The 17,637-nt window shown below is 66.8% G+C and carries 14 protein-coding genes and 1 tRNA gene; 9 read left to right on the forward strand and 6 right to left on the reverse strand.

Going from position 1 to position 17,637, the window contains the following annotated elements:
• The first annotated feature begins 23 nt into the window (after positions 1-23).
• The 4 genes from QPK32_RS02920 to QPK32_RS02935 are packed head-to-tail and all read left to right on the forward strand — an operon-like array spanning position 24 to position 4,654.
• Entirely contained in the window at positions 24-1,307 is a 1,284-nt protein-coding gene (locus QPK32_RS02920; RefSeq protein WP_290411277.1) for a c-type cytochrome, read from the forward strand.
• Complete coding sequence (locus QPK32_RS02925) at positions 1,304-1,765, forward strand: (2Fe-2S)-binding protein (RefSeq protein ID WP_290411278.1); 462 nt, start codon at positions 1,304-1,306, stop codon at positions 1,763-1,765. The genes QPK32_RS02920 and QPK32_RS02925 overlap by 4 nt, the downstream gene beginning before the upstream one ends.
• Positions 1,762-4,002 (forward strand): molybdopterin cofactor-binding domain-containing protein, encoded by a 2,241-nt coding sequence (locus QPK32_RS02930; protein WP_290411279.1) that lies wholly within the window; start codon positions 1,762-1,764, stop codon positions 4,000-4,002. The genes QPK32_RS02925 and QPK32_RS02930 overlap by 4 nt, the downstream gene beginning before the upstream one ends.
• The gene (locus tag QPK32_RS02935) at positions 3,995-4,654 is read left to right on the forward strand and encodes a response regulator transcription factor (protein WP_290411280.1); all 660 of its coding nucleotides are present in this window, start codon (positions 3,995-3,997) and stop codon (positions 4,652-4,654) included. Before QPK32_RS02930 ends, QPK32_RS02935 begins: the two co-directional genes overlap by 8 nt.
• Before the next feature lie 21 nt (positions 4,655-4,675).
• Here the strand turns inward: QPK32_RS02935 and QPK32_RS02940 are convergent, their stop codons facing one another.
• Positions 4,676-7,393: a bifunctional diguanylate cyclase/phosphodiesterase gene (locus QPK32_RS02940; RefSeq protein WP_290411281.1), complete on the reverse strand. Its 2,718-nt coding sequence runs from the start codon at positions 7,391-7,393 to the stop codon at positions 4,676-4,678.
• Positions 7,394-7,742: 349 nt separating this feature from the next.
• On the opposite strand from QPK32_RS02940, the gene QPK32_RS02945 reads away from it, so the two are divergent.
• Positions 7,743-8,960, forward strand: coding sequence for an MFS transporter (locus QPK32_RS02945; protein WP_290411282.1), 1,218 nt, complete (start codon positions 7,743-7,745; stop codon positions 8,958-8,960).
• Between the two features lie 56 nt (positions 8,961-9,016).
• Positions 9,017-10,168, forward strand: a complete 1,152-nt coding sequence (locus QPK32_RS02950) for an FAD binding domain-containing protein (protein WP_290411283.1) — start codon at positions 9,017-9,019, stop codon at positions 10,166-10,168.
• Between the two features lie 58 nt (positions 10,169-10,226).
• Here QPK32_RS02950 and QPK32_RS02955 read toward each other — a convergent pair whose 3' ends face one another.
• Positions 10,227-10,955: an SDR family NAD(P)-dependent oxidoreductase gene (locus QPK32_RS02955; protein ID WP_290411284.1), complete on the reverse strand. Its 729-nt coding sequence runs from the start codon at positions 10,953-10,955 to the stop codon at positions 10,227-10,229.
• A 99-nt stretch (positions 10,956-11,054) separates the two neighbouring features.
• Here QPK32_RS02955 and QPK32_RS02960 point away from each other — a divergent pair, with 99 nt between their 5' ends.
• Positions 11,055-11,438: a helix-turn-helix domain-containing protein gene (locus QPK32_RS02960; protein WP_290411285.1), complete on the forward strand. Its 384-nt coding sequence runs from the start codon at positions 11,055-11,057 to the stop codon at positions 11,436-11,438.
• Positions 11,439-11,507: 69 nt separating this feature from the next.
• A complete protein-coding gene (locus QPK32_RS02965) occupies positions 11,508-11,957 on the forward strand; it encodes an acetyltransferase (RefSeq protein ID WP_290411394.1) in 450 nt (149 codons plus the stop codon).
• Positions 11,958-12,018: 61 nt separating this feature from the next.
• On the opposite strand, the gene QPK32_RS02970 is transcribed toward QPK32_RS02965, so the two are convergent.
• Both QPK32_RS02970 and QPK32_RS02975 read right to left on the reverse strand, forming a co-directional pair.
• The gene (locus QPK32_RS02970) at positions 12,019-12,609 is read right to left on the reverse strand and encodes a hypothetical protein (RefSeq protein ID WP_290411286.1); all 591 of its coding nucleotides are present in this window, start codon (positions 12,607-12,609) and stop codon (positions 12,019-12,021) included.
• 437 nt (positions 12,610-13,046) lie between these two features.
• Entirely contained in the window at positions 13,047-14,582 is a 1,536-nt protein-coding gene (locus QPK32_RS02975) for a hypothetical protein (protein WP_290411287.1), read from the reverse strand.
• Positions 14,583-14,795: 213 nt separating this feature from the next.
• On the opposite strand from QPK32_RS02975, the gene QPK32_RS02980 reads away from it, so the two are divergent.
• On the forward strand, positions 14,796-16,157 hold the full coding sequence (locus QPK32_RS02980) for a Gfo/Idh/MocA family protein (protein ID WP_290411288.1): 1,362 nt from the start codon (positions 14,796-14,798) through the stop codon (positions 16,155-16,157).
• A 95-nt stretch (positions 16,158-16,252) separates the two neighbouring features.
• On the opposite strand, the gene QPK32_RS02985 is transcribed toward QPK32_RS02980, so the two are convergent.
• Positions 16,253-16,912: a DUF1080 domain-containing protein gene (locus tag QPK32_RS02985; RefSeq protein ID WP_290411289.1), complete on the reverse strand. Its 660-nt coding sequence runs from the start codon at positions 16,910-16,912 to the stop codon at positions 16,253-16,255.
• Between the two features lie 410 nt (positions 16,913-17,322).
• A tRNA-OTHER gene (locus QPK32_RS02990) sits at positions 17,323-17,448 on the reverse strand.
• Between the last annotated feature and the right edge of the window lie 189 nt (positions 17,449-17,637).

Here is a 17,637-nt window from a genome sequence, read left to right on the forward strand (position 1 = left end):
ATTTTTACTCGCATAGGAACAAGATGAAGATTCGCCCCCTTGCCGGCGCAGCCGCCGCTGCGCTGGTCCTCGCGCTGGGCGGGCTGTATGCCCTGGCGCATCGTGCGCCCATCGCACCGCTCGCCGACGTCTCCGCGAGCGCGACGATGCCTGCGCCGGCCCGCCTCGCGGCCGGTGCGCGCATCGTCGCGCTCGGCGACTGCATGGTCTGCCATACCGCGAAGGACGGCGCGGCCTACGCCGGCGGGCTCGGCCTCAAGACCCCGTTCGGCACCATCTACAGCACCAATATCACGCCGGACCCGGACACCGGCATTGGCCGCTGGTCCGCCGAAGCGTTCCGGCGCGCGCTGCGCGAAGGCGTGGCGCGCGACGGCCACCTGCTCTATCCCGCCTTCCCGTACATCCATTACACCCGCATGTCGGACGAGGACATCGATCTGGCCTACGGCTACCTGATGTCGCGAGCGCCGGTCCATACGGCGCAGCCGCCCAACGAACTCGTGTTCCCGCTCAACTTCCGCCCGCTGCTGGCGTTCTGGAACCTGCTGTACCTGCGCCCCGGCCCCGACCCCGCCGACGTCCCGTCCGCGCAAGCCGCGCCGGTGGCACGCGGACGCTACCTGGTCGATACGCTCGGCCATTGCGCGTCCTGCCACAGCGGCTTGAACGTCATGGGTGGCGAACGGCGTCCGGCGTTCCAGGGCGGGAGCATCGACGGCTGGGATGCGCCCGCGCTGACGACGCTGGCGCAGGGCGCCGCGCCGTGGCGCCACGACGAACTAATCGACTACCTGCGCGGCGGACTATCGCGCGCGCACGGCGCCGCCAAGGGTCCGATGCGCCCGGTGGCCGAGCGCCTGGCCGCCGTCCCGCGCGAGGACGTCGAGGCCATCGTGGCCTACCTGATGTCGATCCAGGCGCCCTCTGCAGCCGGCCCGGCGGCGGCACCGGTCCGCGACGTCGCCGCCATCGCGCCCGATCCGCAGGCCGCACACCTGTTCGCCGCCGCCTGCGCCGGCTGCCACGCCGCACCCGCACCGATGATGCGCATCGACGGCCGTGCCGGCCTGGCGCGCAGCAGCGCCGTCCTGGGCGACCGGCCGGACAATTTCGTGCAGACGGTGCTGCACGGCATACCGTGGGCGCCGCAGTCCGCCGTCTACATGCCGCCGTTCGCGTCCACGCTGACCGACGAGCAGGTCGCCCAGCTGGCCGCCTACGTCCGTACCGGCCTCGCCGCCGAACCCGCCTGGCGCGATGTCGCCGCAACCAGCGCCAAGCTGCGCAAGGAGTCCCAACCATGACGACCAAGGTCACCATCAACGGCAAGACGCACGCGCTGCGCGCCGATCCCGCCACGCCGCTGCTGTACGTGCTGCGCAACGAACTGCACCTGAACGGCGCCAAATACGGCTGCGGCATGGGCCAGTGCGGCGCCTGCACCGTCATCCTCGACGGCGAACCCGCGTTTTCCTGCCTGACGCCGTTGGCCGCCCTCGAAGGCCGCGGCGTGCGCACCGTCGAGGGCCTGGGCACCGCGGACCGGCCCGGCAAGCTCCAAGCCGCGTTCATCCGCCACCAGGCGGCCCAGTGCGGCTACTGCATCGCGGGCATGATCACGCGCGCCCAGGCGCTGCTGGACCGGCATCCGCACCCCACCGAACAGCAGATTCGCGCGCACATGGAACCCAATCTTTGCCGTTGCGGGACCCACCACCGCATCCTTGCCGCCATCCAGGACGTCGCTGGAGGCGCGGCATGAGCGCCCCGGATCCGCAGCGCCGCGCGCTGCTCAGGCGCGGCGCCCTGGTCCTGAGCTTCTCCCTGCTGCCCGCCGCCGCCCGCGCCGAGTTCAACGCGATGGGCGTGCCCGGGGTCGCCAATCCGCGCCTGGCCGGCAGCCTGAAACGCACGCCGCTGCTCGATGCGTGGATCCGCGTGGACCGCGACGGCAAGGTGACCGTCTGCAGCGGCAAGGTCGAACTCGGCACGGGCGTGCGGACCGCACTGATCCAGATCGCGCTCGAACAGCTCGAGCTCGATCCGGCCGACATCCGCTACATCGGCGGCGACACGGCGCTGACGCCCAACGAAGGCTTCACGGCGGGCAGCCATACGATCGCCGACAGCGGCGCGGCGCTGCTGCACGCGTCGGCCCAGGTCGCGGCCCTGCTGCGCCAGGGCGCCGCCGCCCAATGGCGTGAACAGGCCGAGCGCGTGACCCTGCGGCGCGGCCGCCTCGTCGCCCCGGACGGGCGCACGATGCACTACGGCCAGGCGCTGGCCGGCCTGGATGGCGCCGGCCTGCACCGCCAGGCCACCGAGCATTCGCCCTTGCGCGACCCCGCCGCCTATCGGCTGATCGGCAAGCCCGTGCCGCGGGTCGACATCCCGGCCAAGGTGACCGGAGGCGCCGCCTACGTGCAGGACATGCGCCTGCCCGGCATGCTGCACGCACGCGTCGTGCGTCCGCCGCGCCCCGGCGCGCGCCTCGTCCAGGCCGACCTGGCCGCGGTGCGCCGCATGGCCGGCGTGCGCCAGGTGGTCCGCGACGGCAGCTATCTCGCGGTCCTGGCGGACGACGAATGGCCGGCCGTGAGCGCCATGAACGCCCTGGCCGCGGGCGCCCGCTGGGAGGGCGGCCATGCCTTGCCGCACCCGGGCGCCATCCATGCCACGCTGCAGTCCCTGCCGTCCCAGGATATCGTCGTCCTCGACCGGGGCCGTGGCCCCGATGCCCCCAACGCCGCCCGCTCCGAAGTCACCGCCCGCTACACCAAGCAGTATGTGCTGCACGGTTCGATCGGTCCGTCGTGCGCGGTTGGCCTGCTGCGGGACGGCGTGCTGACCGTCTGGACGCATACGCAAGGCGTGTATCCGCTGCGCGCCGCGCTCGCCGAACTGGTCGGCATGCCGCTGGAGCACGTACGCTGCATCCATACCGAGGGTTCCGGCTGCTATGGGCAGAACGGCGCCGACGACGTCGCCGCCGATGCGGCGCTGCTGGCACGCGCCGTGCCGGGGACGCCGGTGCGGGTACAGCTGATGCGCGACCAGGAAAACCTGTGGGAACCGTATGCGCCGGCCATGGTATCGACGGTCAGCGCGGGACTCGGCGCGGACGGGCGCATCGAGCGCTGGCACTACGAACTGTGGAGCGGCTCGCACAACGAACGTCCCGGCAACGCCGGCAAGCTGGTGCCGGCGCAGCTGCTGGCCAAGCCGTTCCAACCGAGCCCTTCCCTGCCGATGCCGCAGCCGGAAGGCGGTGGCGACCGCAATGCGCTTCCGCTCTACGATATCCCGAACGCCCGCGTCGTCAACCATTTCCTGCCGGTGACGCCGCTGCGCACCTCGGCCATGCGTTCGCTCGGCGCCCACCTGAACGTCACCGCAATCGAAAGCACGATGGACCAGCTGGCGTCGGTCGCCGGCGCCGATCCGGTACGCTTCCGTCTCGACCACCTGCGCAGCCAGCCGCGTGCCCAGGCCGTGGTGGCACGCGCGGCCGCCATGTTCGGCTGGAAGGCGGGCGTGCGGCTGCCGCGCGGCCGCGGCCAGGGCTTCGGGTTCGCGCAGTACAAGAACCTCATGGCCCATGTCGCCATCGCGGTGGAACTGGCGTTCGAGCCGGACCTGAACCGCGTGCGTATCCTGCGCGTGGCCTGCGCCGCCGACTGCGGCCAGGTCGTCAATCCGGACGGCGCGCGCAACCAGCTGGAAGGCGCGATCATCCAGTCGGCCAGCTGGACCCTGCAGGAGCAGTTGCGCTACGGTCCCGGCGGCATCGCCAGCTTCGACTGGAGCAGCTATCCGATCCTGCGCTTTTCCGGCGTGCCGGAGCGGATCGAGGTAGCGCTGCTCGACCAGCCCGGCGCGCCCTTCCTCGGCGTCGCGGAAGCGGCGCAGGGCCCGATGGCGGCGGCCCTGGCCAACGCCCTGGCGCAGGTGACGGGACAGCGCCGCCACGACCTGCCGCTGCTGCAGCAGGATGCTTGAACGCGTGGATGCCGGCGCCTGCCGGATCCGCGTCGCGATCGCGGACGACCACCCGCTGATGCGGGTCGGCGTCGCGCACTGCCTGGCCGCGCAAGGCGGCTTCGACATCGTCGCCGTCTCGGACGGCGGCGCCGGCGCCGTCGCTTGCTTCGACGCGCACCGGCCCGACGTATCCATACTGGCGCCCCGGGTAGCGGGCGCCGACGGCTTCGGCGAACTCCATGCCATACGGCGCGTCCAGGCCGATGCCCGCGTCGTGGTGCTGGCCGACAGCGGCGGCACGGTGCGCATGCGCGTCGCCCATGGCGCCGGTGCCGCCGCCTACCTGCTGAAGACCGCCGACGGCCCGAAGCTGGCCGCCGCGATTCGCGACGTCCATGCGGGCGTCGATCCGTTGGGGGATGCCCTGCGCGACGCAACCCCGACCGGCGATCCGCGCACCTTGTCGATGCGCGAACTCGACGTGCTGCGCGAAGTCGCCCGCGGCCGGTCGAATCGCGCCATCGGCGACCTGCTCTGCATCGGCGAGACCACCGTCAAGTCCCACCTCGGCGCCGTGCTCGACAAGCTTGGCGCAAGCAACCGCGCACATGCCGTGGCACTGGGCATCAGTCACGGGATGATTTCACCCGCCGCGGCGGAATCCACCTGATCCGGAGCTGCCGCGCGGCATTTAATGTTCCGCGAGCGCGACGGCTTGCGGATGCCAGCGGCGCAGCGCCTCGACCGGACCGGGTGCCGCGAACAGGAAGCCCTGGAAACTGGTGCATCCGCGCTCGATCAGCGCGGCGCGCTGCTGTTCGTTCTCCACGCCTTCGGCCACGACGTCGAGCTGCAGCTGGCGCGCAAGCGTGACGATGGTCTGCACGATCGTTGCCGCGTTCGGCGTCACGAGCATGTCGCGCACGAACGAGCGGTCGATCTTGAGCTGGGTGAGCGGCAGGCGCGCCAGGTAGCTCAGCGACGAATATCCTGTTCCGAAATCGTCCAGCGCCAGGCCGATGCCCTGGGCCTTCAACCGGCGCATCTTCGCGGCGATGTCGTCGACGTCCGCGAGCAGCATGCTTTCGGTCAGCTCCAGTTTCAGCAGGCGCGGATCGGCGCCCGCGGCGGACAGGACCGCCAGCACCCGCTCCACGAAGTCGGGCCGGCGCGCCTGGCGCGCGCTGATGTTGACGGCCACCGTCAACGTGCGCGTTGCCGCGTCGCTTTGCCAGGCCGCCAGCTGGCGGCACGCCGCCTCCAGAACCCAGTCGCCGATCTCGACGATCAGGTCGGATTTCTCGGCCTGGCAGATGAATTCGGCGGGTCCGACGATGCCCTTGCCCGGCCGCTGCCAGCGTACCAGCGCTTCCGCGCCGACCATCCCGCCATCCTGGTCGAACACGGGCTGGTAGTACAGGACGAACTGGCGCGCGGCAAGGGCATGGCGCAGGCCGGCCTCGAGGACGACGCCCTGGTCGGCCGCGACCTGCATGGCGGGGTCGAACAGGCGCGCCGCGTTGCGGCCCGCTGCCTTGGCTTCGTACATGGCCATGTCGGCCTGCTTGATCAAGTCGTCGACCGAATGCGTGCCGGCACCGAACATGGCGATGCCCACGCTCGGCGTGCTGCGGATGTCGTGTCCGCCGATCGTGTGCGGCAGTCCCAGCGCATGCAGGATCTTGTCCGCGACCCGCTGCGCATGCCGCGCCGCTTCTCCGGCGGAGCTCCCCAGTCCCTCGAGCAGCACGACGAATTCGTCGCCGCCCAGGCGCGCCACGGTGTCGGTATCGCGCGTTGCGTCCTGCAGGCGCATGGCCACCCGCTTGAGCAGACTGTCGCCCGCTTGATGGCCAAGCGTATCGTTCAAGCTCTTGAAGTTGTCGAGGTCGAGGAACAGCACGGCGCCGAAGGTCCGGGCGCGATCGCTCTTGGCCAGGGCCTGCGCGATCCGGTCCAATAGCAGGCGGCGGTTGGGCAGGCCGGTGAGGCCGTCATAGAACGCGAGCCGCACGATCTCGGCTTCCGCCTGCTTGCGTGCGCCGATATCCATATGCGTGCCCGCCAGCCGGCTGGCGGCGCCGGCGCCGTCGCGCGCGACGACCTTGCCGCGGCTGAGCAGCCAGATCCAGTGGCCGCCGTGGTGCCGCATGCGGTATTCCACGTCGTAGACGCCCCCCTGGCAAGCGGCCCTGCGACGCGCCCGCTCGACGCCGGGCCGGTCTTCCGGATGAACCTGGTCGAGCCAGCGGCCATCCATCGGCGCCTGGTCGGAAGCGGTGTAGCCGAGCATGGCAAGGCCGTGCACGTCGAGTTGCACCCGGTCGGTCTGCAGGCACAGTTCCCACACGCCCAGCTTGGCCCCATCCAGGGCGAGCTCGATCCGTTCGGCTCCCGCGATCCGTTCGGCTTCCTGCTGCTGGCTGATGGCGCGGAGCCAGCGACGGCGCCGCTGGCGCAGGTATAGCGCGATGCTTCCTGCCGATACCAGTACGATCCAGGCCGCGCCGCACATCCACAAGGAACGCCGCCATGGTGCGCGTACGGCGGCCATGCTGCGGCTGACGCTGACGACCAGCGTCCGGTCGAGCCGGAGCCCGCCGGCGTCGACGGTGCGCTGGGCCACCAGCCGCAGCTCGCCTCCCTTGCCGAGCGGACCCTGCATGACCGTGCTGGATGCGCCGCTGCGCAGATGACGGACATAGAACGCCGTGTGCCCGGGCGCATCGTATACGGGCAATTGGCGGTCGTACGGCACGAACAGCAGCCGCGTGCCGTCGTCGCTGGTGACCGCGCTCGTCATGTCGGAAGCATACAAGGCCGAGCGCATGGCAACGTCGAAGTACTGCGGGTCGAGGATGGCGACCAGCACCTGGCCGCGCCCAGCGCCATGGGCAGCCAGCGGCAAGGCGGCACGCACCTCGATGCCCGGATGGCCAGGCTCGATCGACGCCGACAGGTACATGATGTCGGGCGAGACGGCGCGATGAAGGTCCGCGAGAAAGCCGCGGCTCGCCTGCGCGGGTTCGCCGGGCTCCGCATCGGCGAACACGACCTGCCCGCCACGCTCCACCAGCATCAGGACGCGTACGCCGGGCATCGCGCCGCGCAGTGCATGCATCGCCGCATGCTGGCAGGCGGTCGCGCAGCCGTCGTCGCGCTGCAGGATGGTGGCGCGCACGTCGCCGAGCACGCTGCGTACGGCGCCCAGCTGGCGCACCAGATTGTGGCCGATGACGTTCGTCTGCCCGGTCATGCGCTGCTCTTCCTCGCGCATCGCGTCCTTGCGCTGCGACCAGATCAGGCCTGCGCACAGCAGCCCGACGGCTGCAACGAGGACCGTCCAGCCCAGCCATTCTCCGACGTCCTGTCGACCGATCCTGGATTCGTCGTTTGTTTCGCGCCTCATCAATACCTCTCGTCATTGCGCGTCAGACGGCCCGTGGGGCCAGCGTGACGCAAGGATCCGCCGTCGTATCGATCGGCGCAGTGGAAACAACGGGTGCAGCGAACAGCGGTGTGGCAAGCAAGATGCAGCGCTCAACGCGCGGATGACTACGTCTCACTATAGGCCTTAATTATCGATCGATAATCTTTTTCGCTTGGGGAACAGCTTTGCGCTGAGTGCAATGAATTCACGCGATCAACAGGACTACAATTTGCCCATCGAATCGCTACCGGCCGCAAGAATGATTCGACAGTGGCCGCGAGCGTGGATCCGATTTGCACGGAACACCCCATTCATCGAGGAACACCATATGCACACCCCTGCCACACACGCCCCGGACATTTCGCCGGGCATGGTCCGCCTGCTTGCCGTCTCGGCCGGCCTGATCGTCGCCAACCTCTACTATGCCCAGACGCTGGTCGGCCCGATCAGCGCCGCCACCGGCCTGTCCACGCAAGCGGCCGGCCTGATCGTCACGCTGACCCAGATCGGGTATGCACTCGGTCTGCTGTTCATCGTGCCGCTCGGCGACCTGCTGGAAAACCGCAAGCTCGTCTTCACGGCCCTTCTCGCCACCGCCGCGGCCCTGGCCGCCGCGGCCGTCAGTACCAACGCCTGGCTGTTCCTGGCCGCGTCGCTGGGGATCGGCCTGGGTTCGGTGGCTGCGCAAATCCTGGTGCCGTTCGCGGCCCACCTCTCGCGCGAGGAAACGCGCGGCCAGGCCGTGGGCAAGGTCGTCAGCGGCCTGCTGCTGGGGATCATGCTGGCCCGCCCCGCCGCCAGCCTGATCGCCGACCACGCCAGTTGGCACGCCGTGTTCGGCGCCGCAGCCGTGGCCGTCCTGGTGCTGGCATTCGTCCTGCGCAGCAAACTGCCGCAGCGCGTGCCGACGCACAAGCTGTCGTACGGCCAGCTGATCGGCTCCCTGTGGCATCTGCTGGCGACGACGCCCGTGCTGCGCCGCCGCGCCGCCTACCATGCCGGCCTGTTCGGCTGCTTCAGCCTGTTCTGGACCGTCGCGCCGATGGCCCTCGAAGGCCCGCAATTCCACCTGTCGCAGACGGGCGTCGCCATCTTCGCCCTGGTCGGCATGGCCGGCGCCGTCGCTTCGCCGGTGGCGGGACGCCTGGCCGACGCCGGCCATACGCTGCCGGCGACCGCCGCAAGCCTCATCCTCGGCATCGTCGGATTCGCGCTGCCGCTGTACCAGCCGGATTCGCGCCCGCTCGCCATCGGCGTGCTCGCCGTCGCCTCGATCATCCTGGACATGGCCGTCGCCGCGAACCTGGTGCTGGGCCAGCGCGCCATCTTCAGCCTGGGCGCGGAAGTGCGCAGCCGCCTGAACGGCATCTACTTCGCGCTGTTCTTCGCCGGCGGCGCACTGGGCTCGGCAGCGGGCGCCTGGGTCTATGCCCACTACGGCTGGACCGCCGCGCTGTTCACCGGCATGGCCTTCCCCGCCGCGGCCCTGCTGGTCTGGCTGGGCGAACTGTTCGGCCGTCCGCAAACGGCAGGCAAGGCGGCTTGAGCCGGCACGACGGCGCGGGCAGCCGCCACGCGCCGCTTCTTCCTCGGGAGCACAGCATGAACGACAACCTGGCGCCGCGCGCCCTGATCATCGGCGGTTCCCTCGGTGGACTGCTGGCCGCCACGACGCTGCGGGCCATCGGCTGGCGCGTCGACGTGTTCGAACGCTCCCCGCATGCGCTGGACAGCCGTGGCGGCGGCCTGGTGCTGCAACCCGACGTGCTGCACGCGTTCCACTTCGCCGGCCTGCGGCTTCCGGACACGCTTGGCGTGGAATCGGGCGACCGCATCTTCCTGGACCCCATGGGCAACGTCGTGCAACGCGGCTGGCAGCCGCAGACGCAGACCTCGTGGAACATGCTGTACGGCGTCATGCGCGACGCCGTGCCGGACGAATGTGTCCATGCCGGCGAAACGCTGGTACGGATGGAACAGGCGGGAGGCCAGGTGCGCGCCCACTTCGCCAGCGGCCGCGTCGAAACCGGCGACCTCCTCGTCGGCGCCGACGGTGCCCGTTCGACGGTGCGGGCCCAACTGCTGCCCGACTTCCATCCTTCCTACGCCGGCTACGTGGCGTGGCGCGGCCTGGTGCCCGAGGAAGCGCTCGATCCGCGCGACCGCGCGCTGCTGGACGGCGTCTTCGCGTTCCAGCATGGCGCCGGCCATATGCTGCTGGAATACAGCGTGCCCGGCCAGGATGGCGACACCGCGCCTGGCCGGCGGCGCTGGAACTGGGTCTGGTTCCGCAAGGTCGACGAGGGCCGGCTGCCCGCCTTGCTGACGGACCGCGACGGCAAGCCGCATGCATTCTCCCTGCCGCCAGGCGCGCTGCCGGACGCCCCGGCGGCGCTGTTGCGCGCCGATGCCGACGCCATGCTGGCGCCGCCGTTCCGCGCCCTCGTCCACCGCACGGCCGAGCCGTTCATCCAGGCGATCCTCGACCTCGCGGTCCCGCGCATGGCGTTCGGCCGCATCGTGCTGCTGGGCGACGCCGCGTTCGTGCCGCGCCCGCACACCGCCGGCGGGGCCGCCAAGGCCGCCGCCAACGCACTCGCGCTGGCGCAGTCCCTCCAGCGTATCGACCTGCCGATCGAACAGCGGCTGCGTACATGGGAAGTGCTGCAATTACGCGGCGGCCGCACCATGACGGATTGGGGGCGGCGCATGGGCAACCAGATCATGGGCATGGACGGCCAGGAAGATTCCTGACGCTATCGATCCATGCAGAGGTGCGCGGCTCCCCGCAGCAACGGATGCATCTCACGTCTCATGCCGACATGCCGCCATCGATGACCAGTTCGGCGCCACTGACGTACCTGCTTTCGTCCGAGGCAAGGAACAAGGCCGCCGCCGCCACTTCGTCGGGATTGCCCAGGCGCCTGGCCGGTATCCGCGCGCTCAGCGCCTGCCTGACCTCGTCGCTGGCCTGGTCGAACATCGGCGTATCGGTGGGTCCGGGACTCAGCGTGTTGACCCGGATGCCGCGCGGCGCCAGCTCGGCGTTCCATGTGCGTGCATATGCGCGTACCGCGGCCTTGCTGGCGGAATAGCTGCCGTAGCCGGGATTGGCCATGCCGCCCGCGATCGAGCCGATCAGGACGATGGCGCCGCCCTCGCCCATGTGCCGGACCGCGTGCTGCACCGTGAACACCATCGCGCGCACGTTCAGGCCGAAGGCGCGGTCGACATGCTCCTCCGTGGTCTCTTCCAGGCTCGCGTGCTCGGCCACGCCCGAGGAGTTCACGAGGATGTCGAGGCGGCTTGCCCTGGCTCGAATGGTCTCGAACAGGCGGGTGCGGTCGCTGGCGTCGGTGAGGTCGCCGGCGATCGCCTCGACCCGGCCGCCGATATGCGCAACCGCCTCGGCCAGCTGCGCTTCGCGCCGGCCGGTGATGAACACATGGGCGCCTTCCTGCGCGAAGCGACGTGCGACCGCGAGCCCGATACCGCTGCCGCCGCCAGTCACCAGGGCGGTCTTTCCTTCAAGTTTCAACATGGCTGCTCCAGAATAAAGGATGGACGCCAGATGATACATTTTGTATATTTGGTGTCAATTACGCACCAGATCTAGATTAGATATACGAAAGGAAACCACATGGCGACCGATATCGCAGCCCTGCTCGCGGAGATCAACAGCACGCGCCCCATCCTGGAACAGGTGGCGAACAAATGGTCGGTCTTGATCCTGACCGTGCTGTGCACGGAACCCTCTCGCTTCAACGCCATCAAGCGCAGGCTCGATCCGATCACGCACAAGGCGCTGACTGAGGCGTTGCGCCGGCTCGAGCGCAACGGCCTCGTCAGCCGCCGCGTGATCGCCTCGTCGCCCGTGGCGGTCGAGTATGCGATCACGCCGCTGGGGCGGACCTTGCAGGATCCGTTCGTGGCGCTGGTGGGCTGGGCCAGGCAGCATGGCGGGGCCATGGAACGGGCGCAGGGAGATTATGATGATCGGCGGGTTGATGATGGGTTAGTATGAACGCGGCGGTGCCGGCGTTCCCGAACGTCGATGCCGCCTGACGCGCTGTCCCTGTCCATTACAATCAACATGATCGCTATCCGAGCTTCTTATCCAGGCGAGGGCAAACGTGCCGTCGACATCTGGCGCCGTGCGGTGGACGCTACTCATCACTTTCTCGCCCCCGAGGATCGTCAAGCGATCGATGAGATGGTGCGCGACTTTCTGCCCGACGTTCCACTCTGGTTCGCTGTGGATGCCAATGATTACCCATTGGCGTTCATGTTCATCGACAACGGGCATATGGAAGCCTTGTTCGTTGACCCCGCTTATCGCGCCATGGGCGTTGGCGCCGCACTCGTACGTCACGGCCTTGCGCTGCACTCGCACATGACAACCGACGTCAACGAGCAAAACGCGCAAGCACTGGGCTTCTACGAAAAGATGGGCTTCAAGCGCACAGATCGTTCTCCGCTTGACGGGCAAGGTCGGCCTTACCCCATTATCCACCTCGAGTACGCTGGCGCCTGGGGGGAGTAGCCCCTCCGGCCGCTTTCAGTCATTCGATGGATGCCGCCTTCGACGGACTCCCCAACGAAGCTTATTCCAAAACCGAGAACGAAACGCTGTCTCCCATGGACAGTGTGGTTTCCAGATGTGGGTTACCACCCGTTCTGGCGACGACATCGTCGAGACAGTAGCTTGCCAACCGTACGCATAGCTGATCCGGTCGAAACCGGTCCCACAATATGCCAAAGGTAAAACATGTGTTCAGCTCGTCGCTCCTTGCGCATGCTTGTTGGGCTCGTGACGTTTCGACCTGAACCTTAAATCCTTCGTGCAATCGCGGGCGAGCACGTATCTCCGCCGCCATGTCAGCGCTGACCGAGAAGTCGGACCTGGTCGATGCTTCTGCTTCAGGGTAAAGCTCGGCAATCGTTTTACCTGGGGTAGCGATGCCGCATGTTTCGTTCAAGCGCACGCTTAACAGTTCGCCCGGCAGCAAACCACGTTCGGCAATCCAGATCAGATGTCCGCAACCGCCCTCGGAATAGTTCCCGCCCATTGCGCTCAACATCGCCTTTTGTTCGCGATCGAGTCCGCCGAATACGGACACATCCACAACATCCATTCCCGCAAGGCTGATCGTGGCGATGCCAACGCCGTTCACCTCGATTGATATGCTGGACACCCTCACCTCGTTCGGAAGAGTACTTCTTCGATGGCTATATTCGCCGGCCATCGCGCAACGGCGATCCTGGCTGATACCACATATCCACCAAGCGTACAAAGGTGTTACGTGAATAACAAGCTGAATACAAAGGGAAGCGAGTCGCTGCAGGCGCAGATCAGCGCTTGGCGCACCGATCTGCAGATATGGTGGAGGCGAGTACGGCGAGACGATGCAACGCAGCCATGGAGGTTTTGTTAGGCCTCTTAAGCGACCGAAACGGTCATCGGAACTGGCGCTGGCCTCGAACCCGATCTCAGGTCCCGCATCCCCGCAGCAAAGCATGTCGCGAAAGCGACATTGCTTCAACCACGCGGCCATGGCACCGCATCAAATCGAAGCCCGGCGGCCCGAGTCCGGTGGAATATCGACTCGGGGCACGCACTTCTGTCACCTGCTCACTGCTTCGTATTGCTCACAAACGCAATCCGCTTCCCATCCGGCGACCAGCTCGGCACGTTGAAACTGCCCTGTCCCCCGTACAGGTAGGCGATTACCCTCGGCTCGCCACCTTCGACCGGCATCTCGCGCAGGTAGACATGGCGGTAGAACGGGTGGTCGTAGGGGTCGACATCGTCCATGAAGGTGATGAACACGATCTTCTTCCCGTCCGGCGACACGTGCGGGAACCAGTTGTTGTACCGGTCGAAGGTCAGCTGGACGGGGTTCTTGCCATCCGCGGACATGCGCCATAGCTGCATCAGCCCGGTGCGATTCGAATTGAAATAGATGCTCTTGCCGTCCGGGCTGTATTCGGCGCCGTCGTCCAGTGCCTGCGTCTTCGTGAGCTGGGTTTCCTTTTTCGTCGCGATGTCGATCGTGTACAGGTTCAGCACCTTCGGCTGGTTCGCGCGCATGGCCGGGTCGCGTTGGCCGGTGAAGATCATGCGGGTGTCGTCGGGCGTGAAGCCGTGCAGGTAGGAGTGGCCCTGGTCGGTATCGGTGATCAGCGTCGCCCCGTCACTGCCTTCGATCGGCACCGTGTAGATCGTCGAATAATTGCTGCCGTCCGGGCGCTTCACGTGGCTGGACAGGCCGAGCAGCCTGCCGCTCCAGGACAGCACGTGGTCGTTGTTGTTGTTGGTGGCGCTGCCGGTCTTGATGGCGGACGTCTTGCCGCTCGCGATATCGAAGCGGTGCATGAGTCCCTTCGCATTGTAGATGAGGGCACGGCCGTCGCGCGTCCAGTTCGGCGCCTGCAGCGAATCCGGCGAGCGGAGCACGATGCGGCGATTGTGCGTGTCCATGTCCATGATCTCGATATCGCTGCCGAGATAGTCGCGGTATGGCACGAGGCCCTTCCAGGCCGGCACGACGATGCGCACGTTCGAAGCGGTGACGGTCTCGTAGGCGTCGGGATTGTGCGCGGTGACGGCCAGGCCCACGTAGACCTTGTCGCCGAACTTCAGGTGCGACACGCTGGTCACCTGGAACGGTTCGCCGAAACGCGCAGCACTCATGATGAAAACGTCGCCGCGGCGCTCCAGCTGGATGACGTCCGGCGCGACGATGCCCATGCGGTATTCCTCCGTGTCGGCGCCGTCCTTTTCCCGGAACTGCAGCGACGTGAGGCCGTCGCCGTGGACGGCCGCCACCACGTGCGCCGCGCTATTCGACAGGTTGGCGCGCACGTCCCAGCCGATCTTGCGGTGCGGGTCTGCGCCCTTGCCCTCGAACGCGACGCGCGCGGTCACGATGAAGTCGCCCTGCATCTGGTTGTACGCGTAATGCATTTGGTCGTCGGCGAACCAGGTGTTCTTGCCGGACGCGCTGATGCGGTATTGCTGGAGCTTGTCGTCGTAGCTGACGGCGCCGGTGCGCTTGACGGCGCCGATGTCCTGGTGGGCGGCGAACTGGCCGATGGATTCGGCCGAGGCCAATCCGGCGACCAGCAGTGCGCCGGTCGCGACGAGCGCGGAAAGGGGTGTTGGCATTGCGTCTCCGTGGTGATGTTCAGTTGTTATGAAAAGCCAGAAAATCGTCCGGCATGTCGCGTCCGGGGTCAAGAGGCATTCGTAGAAGGAATTCGGCAATGTGAATGCCGCTTGCCGATTTCATTACAAACTCATCCGATTTCCTGACATGTTGGCGCGTCGCCCGGCGCTAGAATGTCCCCAGCCTGCCACGACGATAACGCGAGGAGACACATGAGCAGCGAGACCAGGACCTATTCCCGCAGACGATTCCTCGGACAGGCGGGCGGCGCCCTGCTGGCGTCCGCCCTGCCTTATGCCACGCTCGCGCAACATCGCTCCGCGAACGACCGGATCCAGGTCGCCGCAATCGGCATGGGCATCATGGGTTTCAATAATTGCGGCACGACGGTCAAGGTGCCCGGCGTGAAACTGGTCGCGGCCTGCGACCTCTACACGGGGCGCCTGAAACGCGCGAAGGAAGTCTACGGCAACGACCTGGTGACGACCCCGCACTTCGAAGACATCCTCGACGACAAATCGATCGATGCCGTCATCATTTCGACGACCGACCATTGGCACGACAAAATCGCCATCGCAGCCATGAAGAAGGGCAAGGCCGTGTATTGCGAGAAGCCGATGGTGCACCGGCTGGAAGAAGGCTTGCCGATGGTCGCGGCCCAACAACAGACGGGCGCCGTCTGCCAGGTCGGCAGCCAGCGCGTCAGCTCGGCCACCTATCTGAAAGCGAAGGAATTGTACGAGGCGGGTGCCATCGGCCAGCTGGTGATGGCGGAAGCATTCTGGGACCGCCAATCGGCAAACGGCGCCTGGCAATACTCGATTCCGCGCGACGCGTCACCGCAGACGATCGATTGGAATCGCTTCCTCGGCGACGCGCCGCGCCGCGCATTCGACGCCGAGCGCTTTTTCCACTGGCGGAACTACCAGGATTACGGCACCGGCATCGCCGGTGACCTCTTCGTGCACCTGTTCTCGGGCCTGCACCTGATTACCGGCTCGCTCGGCCCGACGCGCATCTACACGTCCGGCGGCACGCGCTACTGGAAGGATGAACGCGACGTGCCCGACGTGATGGCCGGCGTTTACGACTATCCGGCGACCGATAAATCCGGCCCGTTCAACCTGCAGGTGCGCGTGAATTTCATCGATGGCGGCGGTGGCGGCGAACAGATCGCGCTCGTCGGCACCGAGGGAAAGATGATCGTGCGCGGCAATTCAGTGGAGGTCCTGCGCAGCAAGATGGCGCAGGCGCCGGGCTTTGGCAGCTGGGACAGCTACAACACCTTCGACAAGCAGAACCAGGACGACTTCAAGGCCTGGTACGAGCAGCACTACGCCGGCCAGACATCGAAGAACGAGACCAGCCGTTCGGAATGGAAGGCGCCTGCCGGCTACAGCGACCATTTCGACCACCACGCCAATTTCTACAATGCGATCCGCACCGGCGGCAAGGTGAAGGAGGATGCGGCTTTCGGTTTCCGCGCGGCCGCCGCGGGGCTGGCATCGAACAAGAGCCTGTTCGAGCAGAAGATCGTGTTATGGGATCCGGTGAACATGAAGCTGGCGGGTTGACGACACTACAGCGTCGGAACCGCGGCGTCGGAACCGCCGCGTCGACGCCTGCACGCGCACGACGTCCGATGGCCGCGCTACCCTGCCCGGATGCGCTACTGGTTGGCCGTTTCCAGCTCCCGCACCCACGCATTCCTGAAGCTGACCAGATGCCGGTGGTCCTGCAGCTTGATGGGCGCACGCCCGTGCTTCGTGTACGACGGCTTGCCGATGTACGCGGTCTCCCCGCGCAGTGCCACGTGATTCTGTACCAGCACGCCGTTATGCAGCGCCGTCACGTACGCAGGTGACGCCAGCGAGCCGTCGTTGGCAAAGCGCGGCGCCGTCCAGATCACGTCATACGTCTGCCATTCCCCGGCGCCCGCGCACGCGTTCGCCAGCGGGATCGACTGCTTGTAGATGCTGGCCGCCTGTCCGTTCACGTAGGTCTTGTTGTTCACGCAGTCCAGGATCTGGAGTTCGTAGCCGCGGTCGCCCGCTCCCGTGGAGGCAAGGAACAAACCGCTGTTGCCGCGGTCCTGGCCCGCGCCCTTGATGTCGGCCGGGATGCGCCATTCCAGGTGCAGCTGGTAATCGCCGAACTGCCGGCGGGTCTGGATGTTGCCGCTGCCAGGGCGAACGGTGAAGACGCCGTTGGCGACGGTCCAGGGGGCGGGCTTGTCGGGCGCGGCGGTCGACACCCACTCGTTCAGGTTGGCGCCGTCGAACAGGACCACCGCATCCGACGGCGCGTGCATGGCCGTGGCCGGGGTCACACGCCTCGGTTCCGGAGTCCAGACTTCGGTCTCCTCTGGTGTGGTTTGTGCTCGAGCACCGATGGAACACAGCAGCATGGCCAACAGGCCGGCTGTGCGCGCTCGATAGGTGAAGGTCATCCGCATGTCTCCTTGTTTGAAGTTCTTTACAACATGATATAAATCAAGGATGCAGGCAAAGTCAATCTCCACATTTCGCCTGGATGTCACCATCGTGCCGTCCACGCTGGTGCTGCACGGGACACTGAGGGTACTGAATGGAATCGCACATCTGACGTCGCGTAGCGTCGCACAATCCCCAAAGCATAAGAGCATGACGACGCCTCGGAATGAAGCTGCCGGGACCCGCAAGGAAAAAGACGTATTCCCCTGGGTTAGCCCAAGAGACAGAAGTGAGATGCAGATAAGAGTGGAGGCGAGGACGGGAGTCGAACCCGTCTAGACGGCTTTGCAGGCCGTTTTAGCTTCCAAGAATCAATGAGTTAGCTTAAAACCACACTTTAACACCACATCAGTTCGCATGAACGCACCCCGCCCCTCCTTGGCTGAATGCACCCTACCCTAACTCTGAGACTGCTAGCGACCCAAAGCGGGCGCTCGTTTTTAACCTCGCCCTTTAACACCACTGTTGGCGTCTACTGCCGTTTTTGCAGAGCCGCAGCTGTACTTAGGAAACGTCCAACTGCGCGGGATCGGATGTGTGTCCATCAGGACAGACAGCTACG

The organism is Massilia sp. YIM B02763 (assembly GCF_030412015.1).
Classification (GTDB): Bacteria; Pseudomonadota; Gammaproteobacteria; order Burkholderiales; family Burkholderiaceae_D; genus Telluria.

Excerpts from the sequence above, each read along its gene's own strand:
- QPK32_RS02920 (WP_290411277.1), top strand. The coding sequence starts at position 24 with ATGAAGATTCGCCCCCTTGCCGGCGCAGCCGCCGCTGCGCTGGTCCTC.
- QPK32_RS02925 (WP_290411278.1), top strand. The coding sequence starts at position 1,304 with ATGACGACCAAGGTCACCATCAACGGCAAGACGCACGCGCTGCGCGCC.
- QPK32_RS02930 (WP_290411279.1), top strand. The coding sequence starts at position 1,762 with ATGAGCGCCCCGGATCCGCAGCGCCGCGCGCTGCTCAGGCGCGGCGCC.
- QPK32_RS02935 (WP_290411280.1), top strand. The coding sequence starts at position 3,995 with ATGCTTGAACGCGTGGATGCCGGCGCCTGCCGGATCCGCGTCGCGATC.
- QPK32_RS02940 (WP_290411281.1), bottom strand. The coding sequence starts at position 7,393 with ATGAGGCGCGAAACAAACGACGAATCCAGGATCGGTCGACAGGACGTC.
- QPK32_RS02945 (WP_290411282.1), top strand. The coding sequence starts at position 7,743 with ATGCACACCCCTGCCACACACGCCCCGGACATTTCGCCGGGCATGGTC.
- QPK32_RS02950 (WP_290411283.1), top strand. The coding sequence starts at position 9,017 with ATGAACGACAACCTGGCGCCGCGCGCCCTGATCATCGGCGGTTCCCTC.
- QPK32_RS02955 (WP_290411284.1), bottom strand. The coding sequence starts at position 10,955 with ATGTTGAAACTTGAAGGAAAGACCGCCCTGGTGACTGGCGGCGGCAGC.
- QPK32_RS02960 (WP_290411285.1), top strand. The coding sequence starts at position 11,055 with ATGGCGACCGATATCGCAGCCCTGCTCGCGGAGATCAACAGCACGCGC.
- QPK32_RS02965 (WP_290411394.1), top strand. The coding sequence starts at position 11,508 with ATGATCGCTATCCGAGCTTCTTATCCAGGCGAGGGCAAACGTGCCGTC.
- QPK32_RS02975 (WP_290411287.1), bottom strand. The coding sequence starts at position 14,582 with ATGCCAACACCCCTTTCCGCGCTCGTCGCGACCGGCGCACTGCTGGTC.
- QPK32_RS02980 (WP_290411288.1), top strand. The coding sequence starts at position 14,796 with ATGAGCAGCGAGACCAGGACCTATTCCCGCAGACGATTCCTCGGACAG.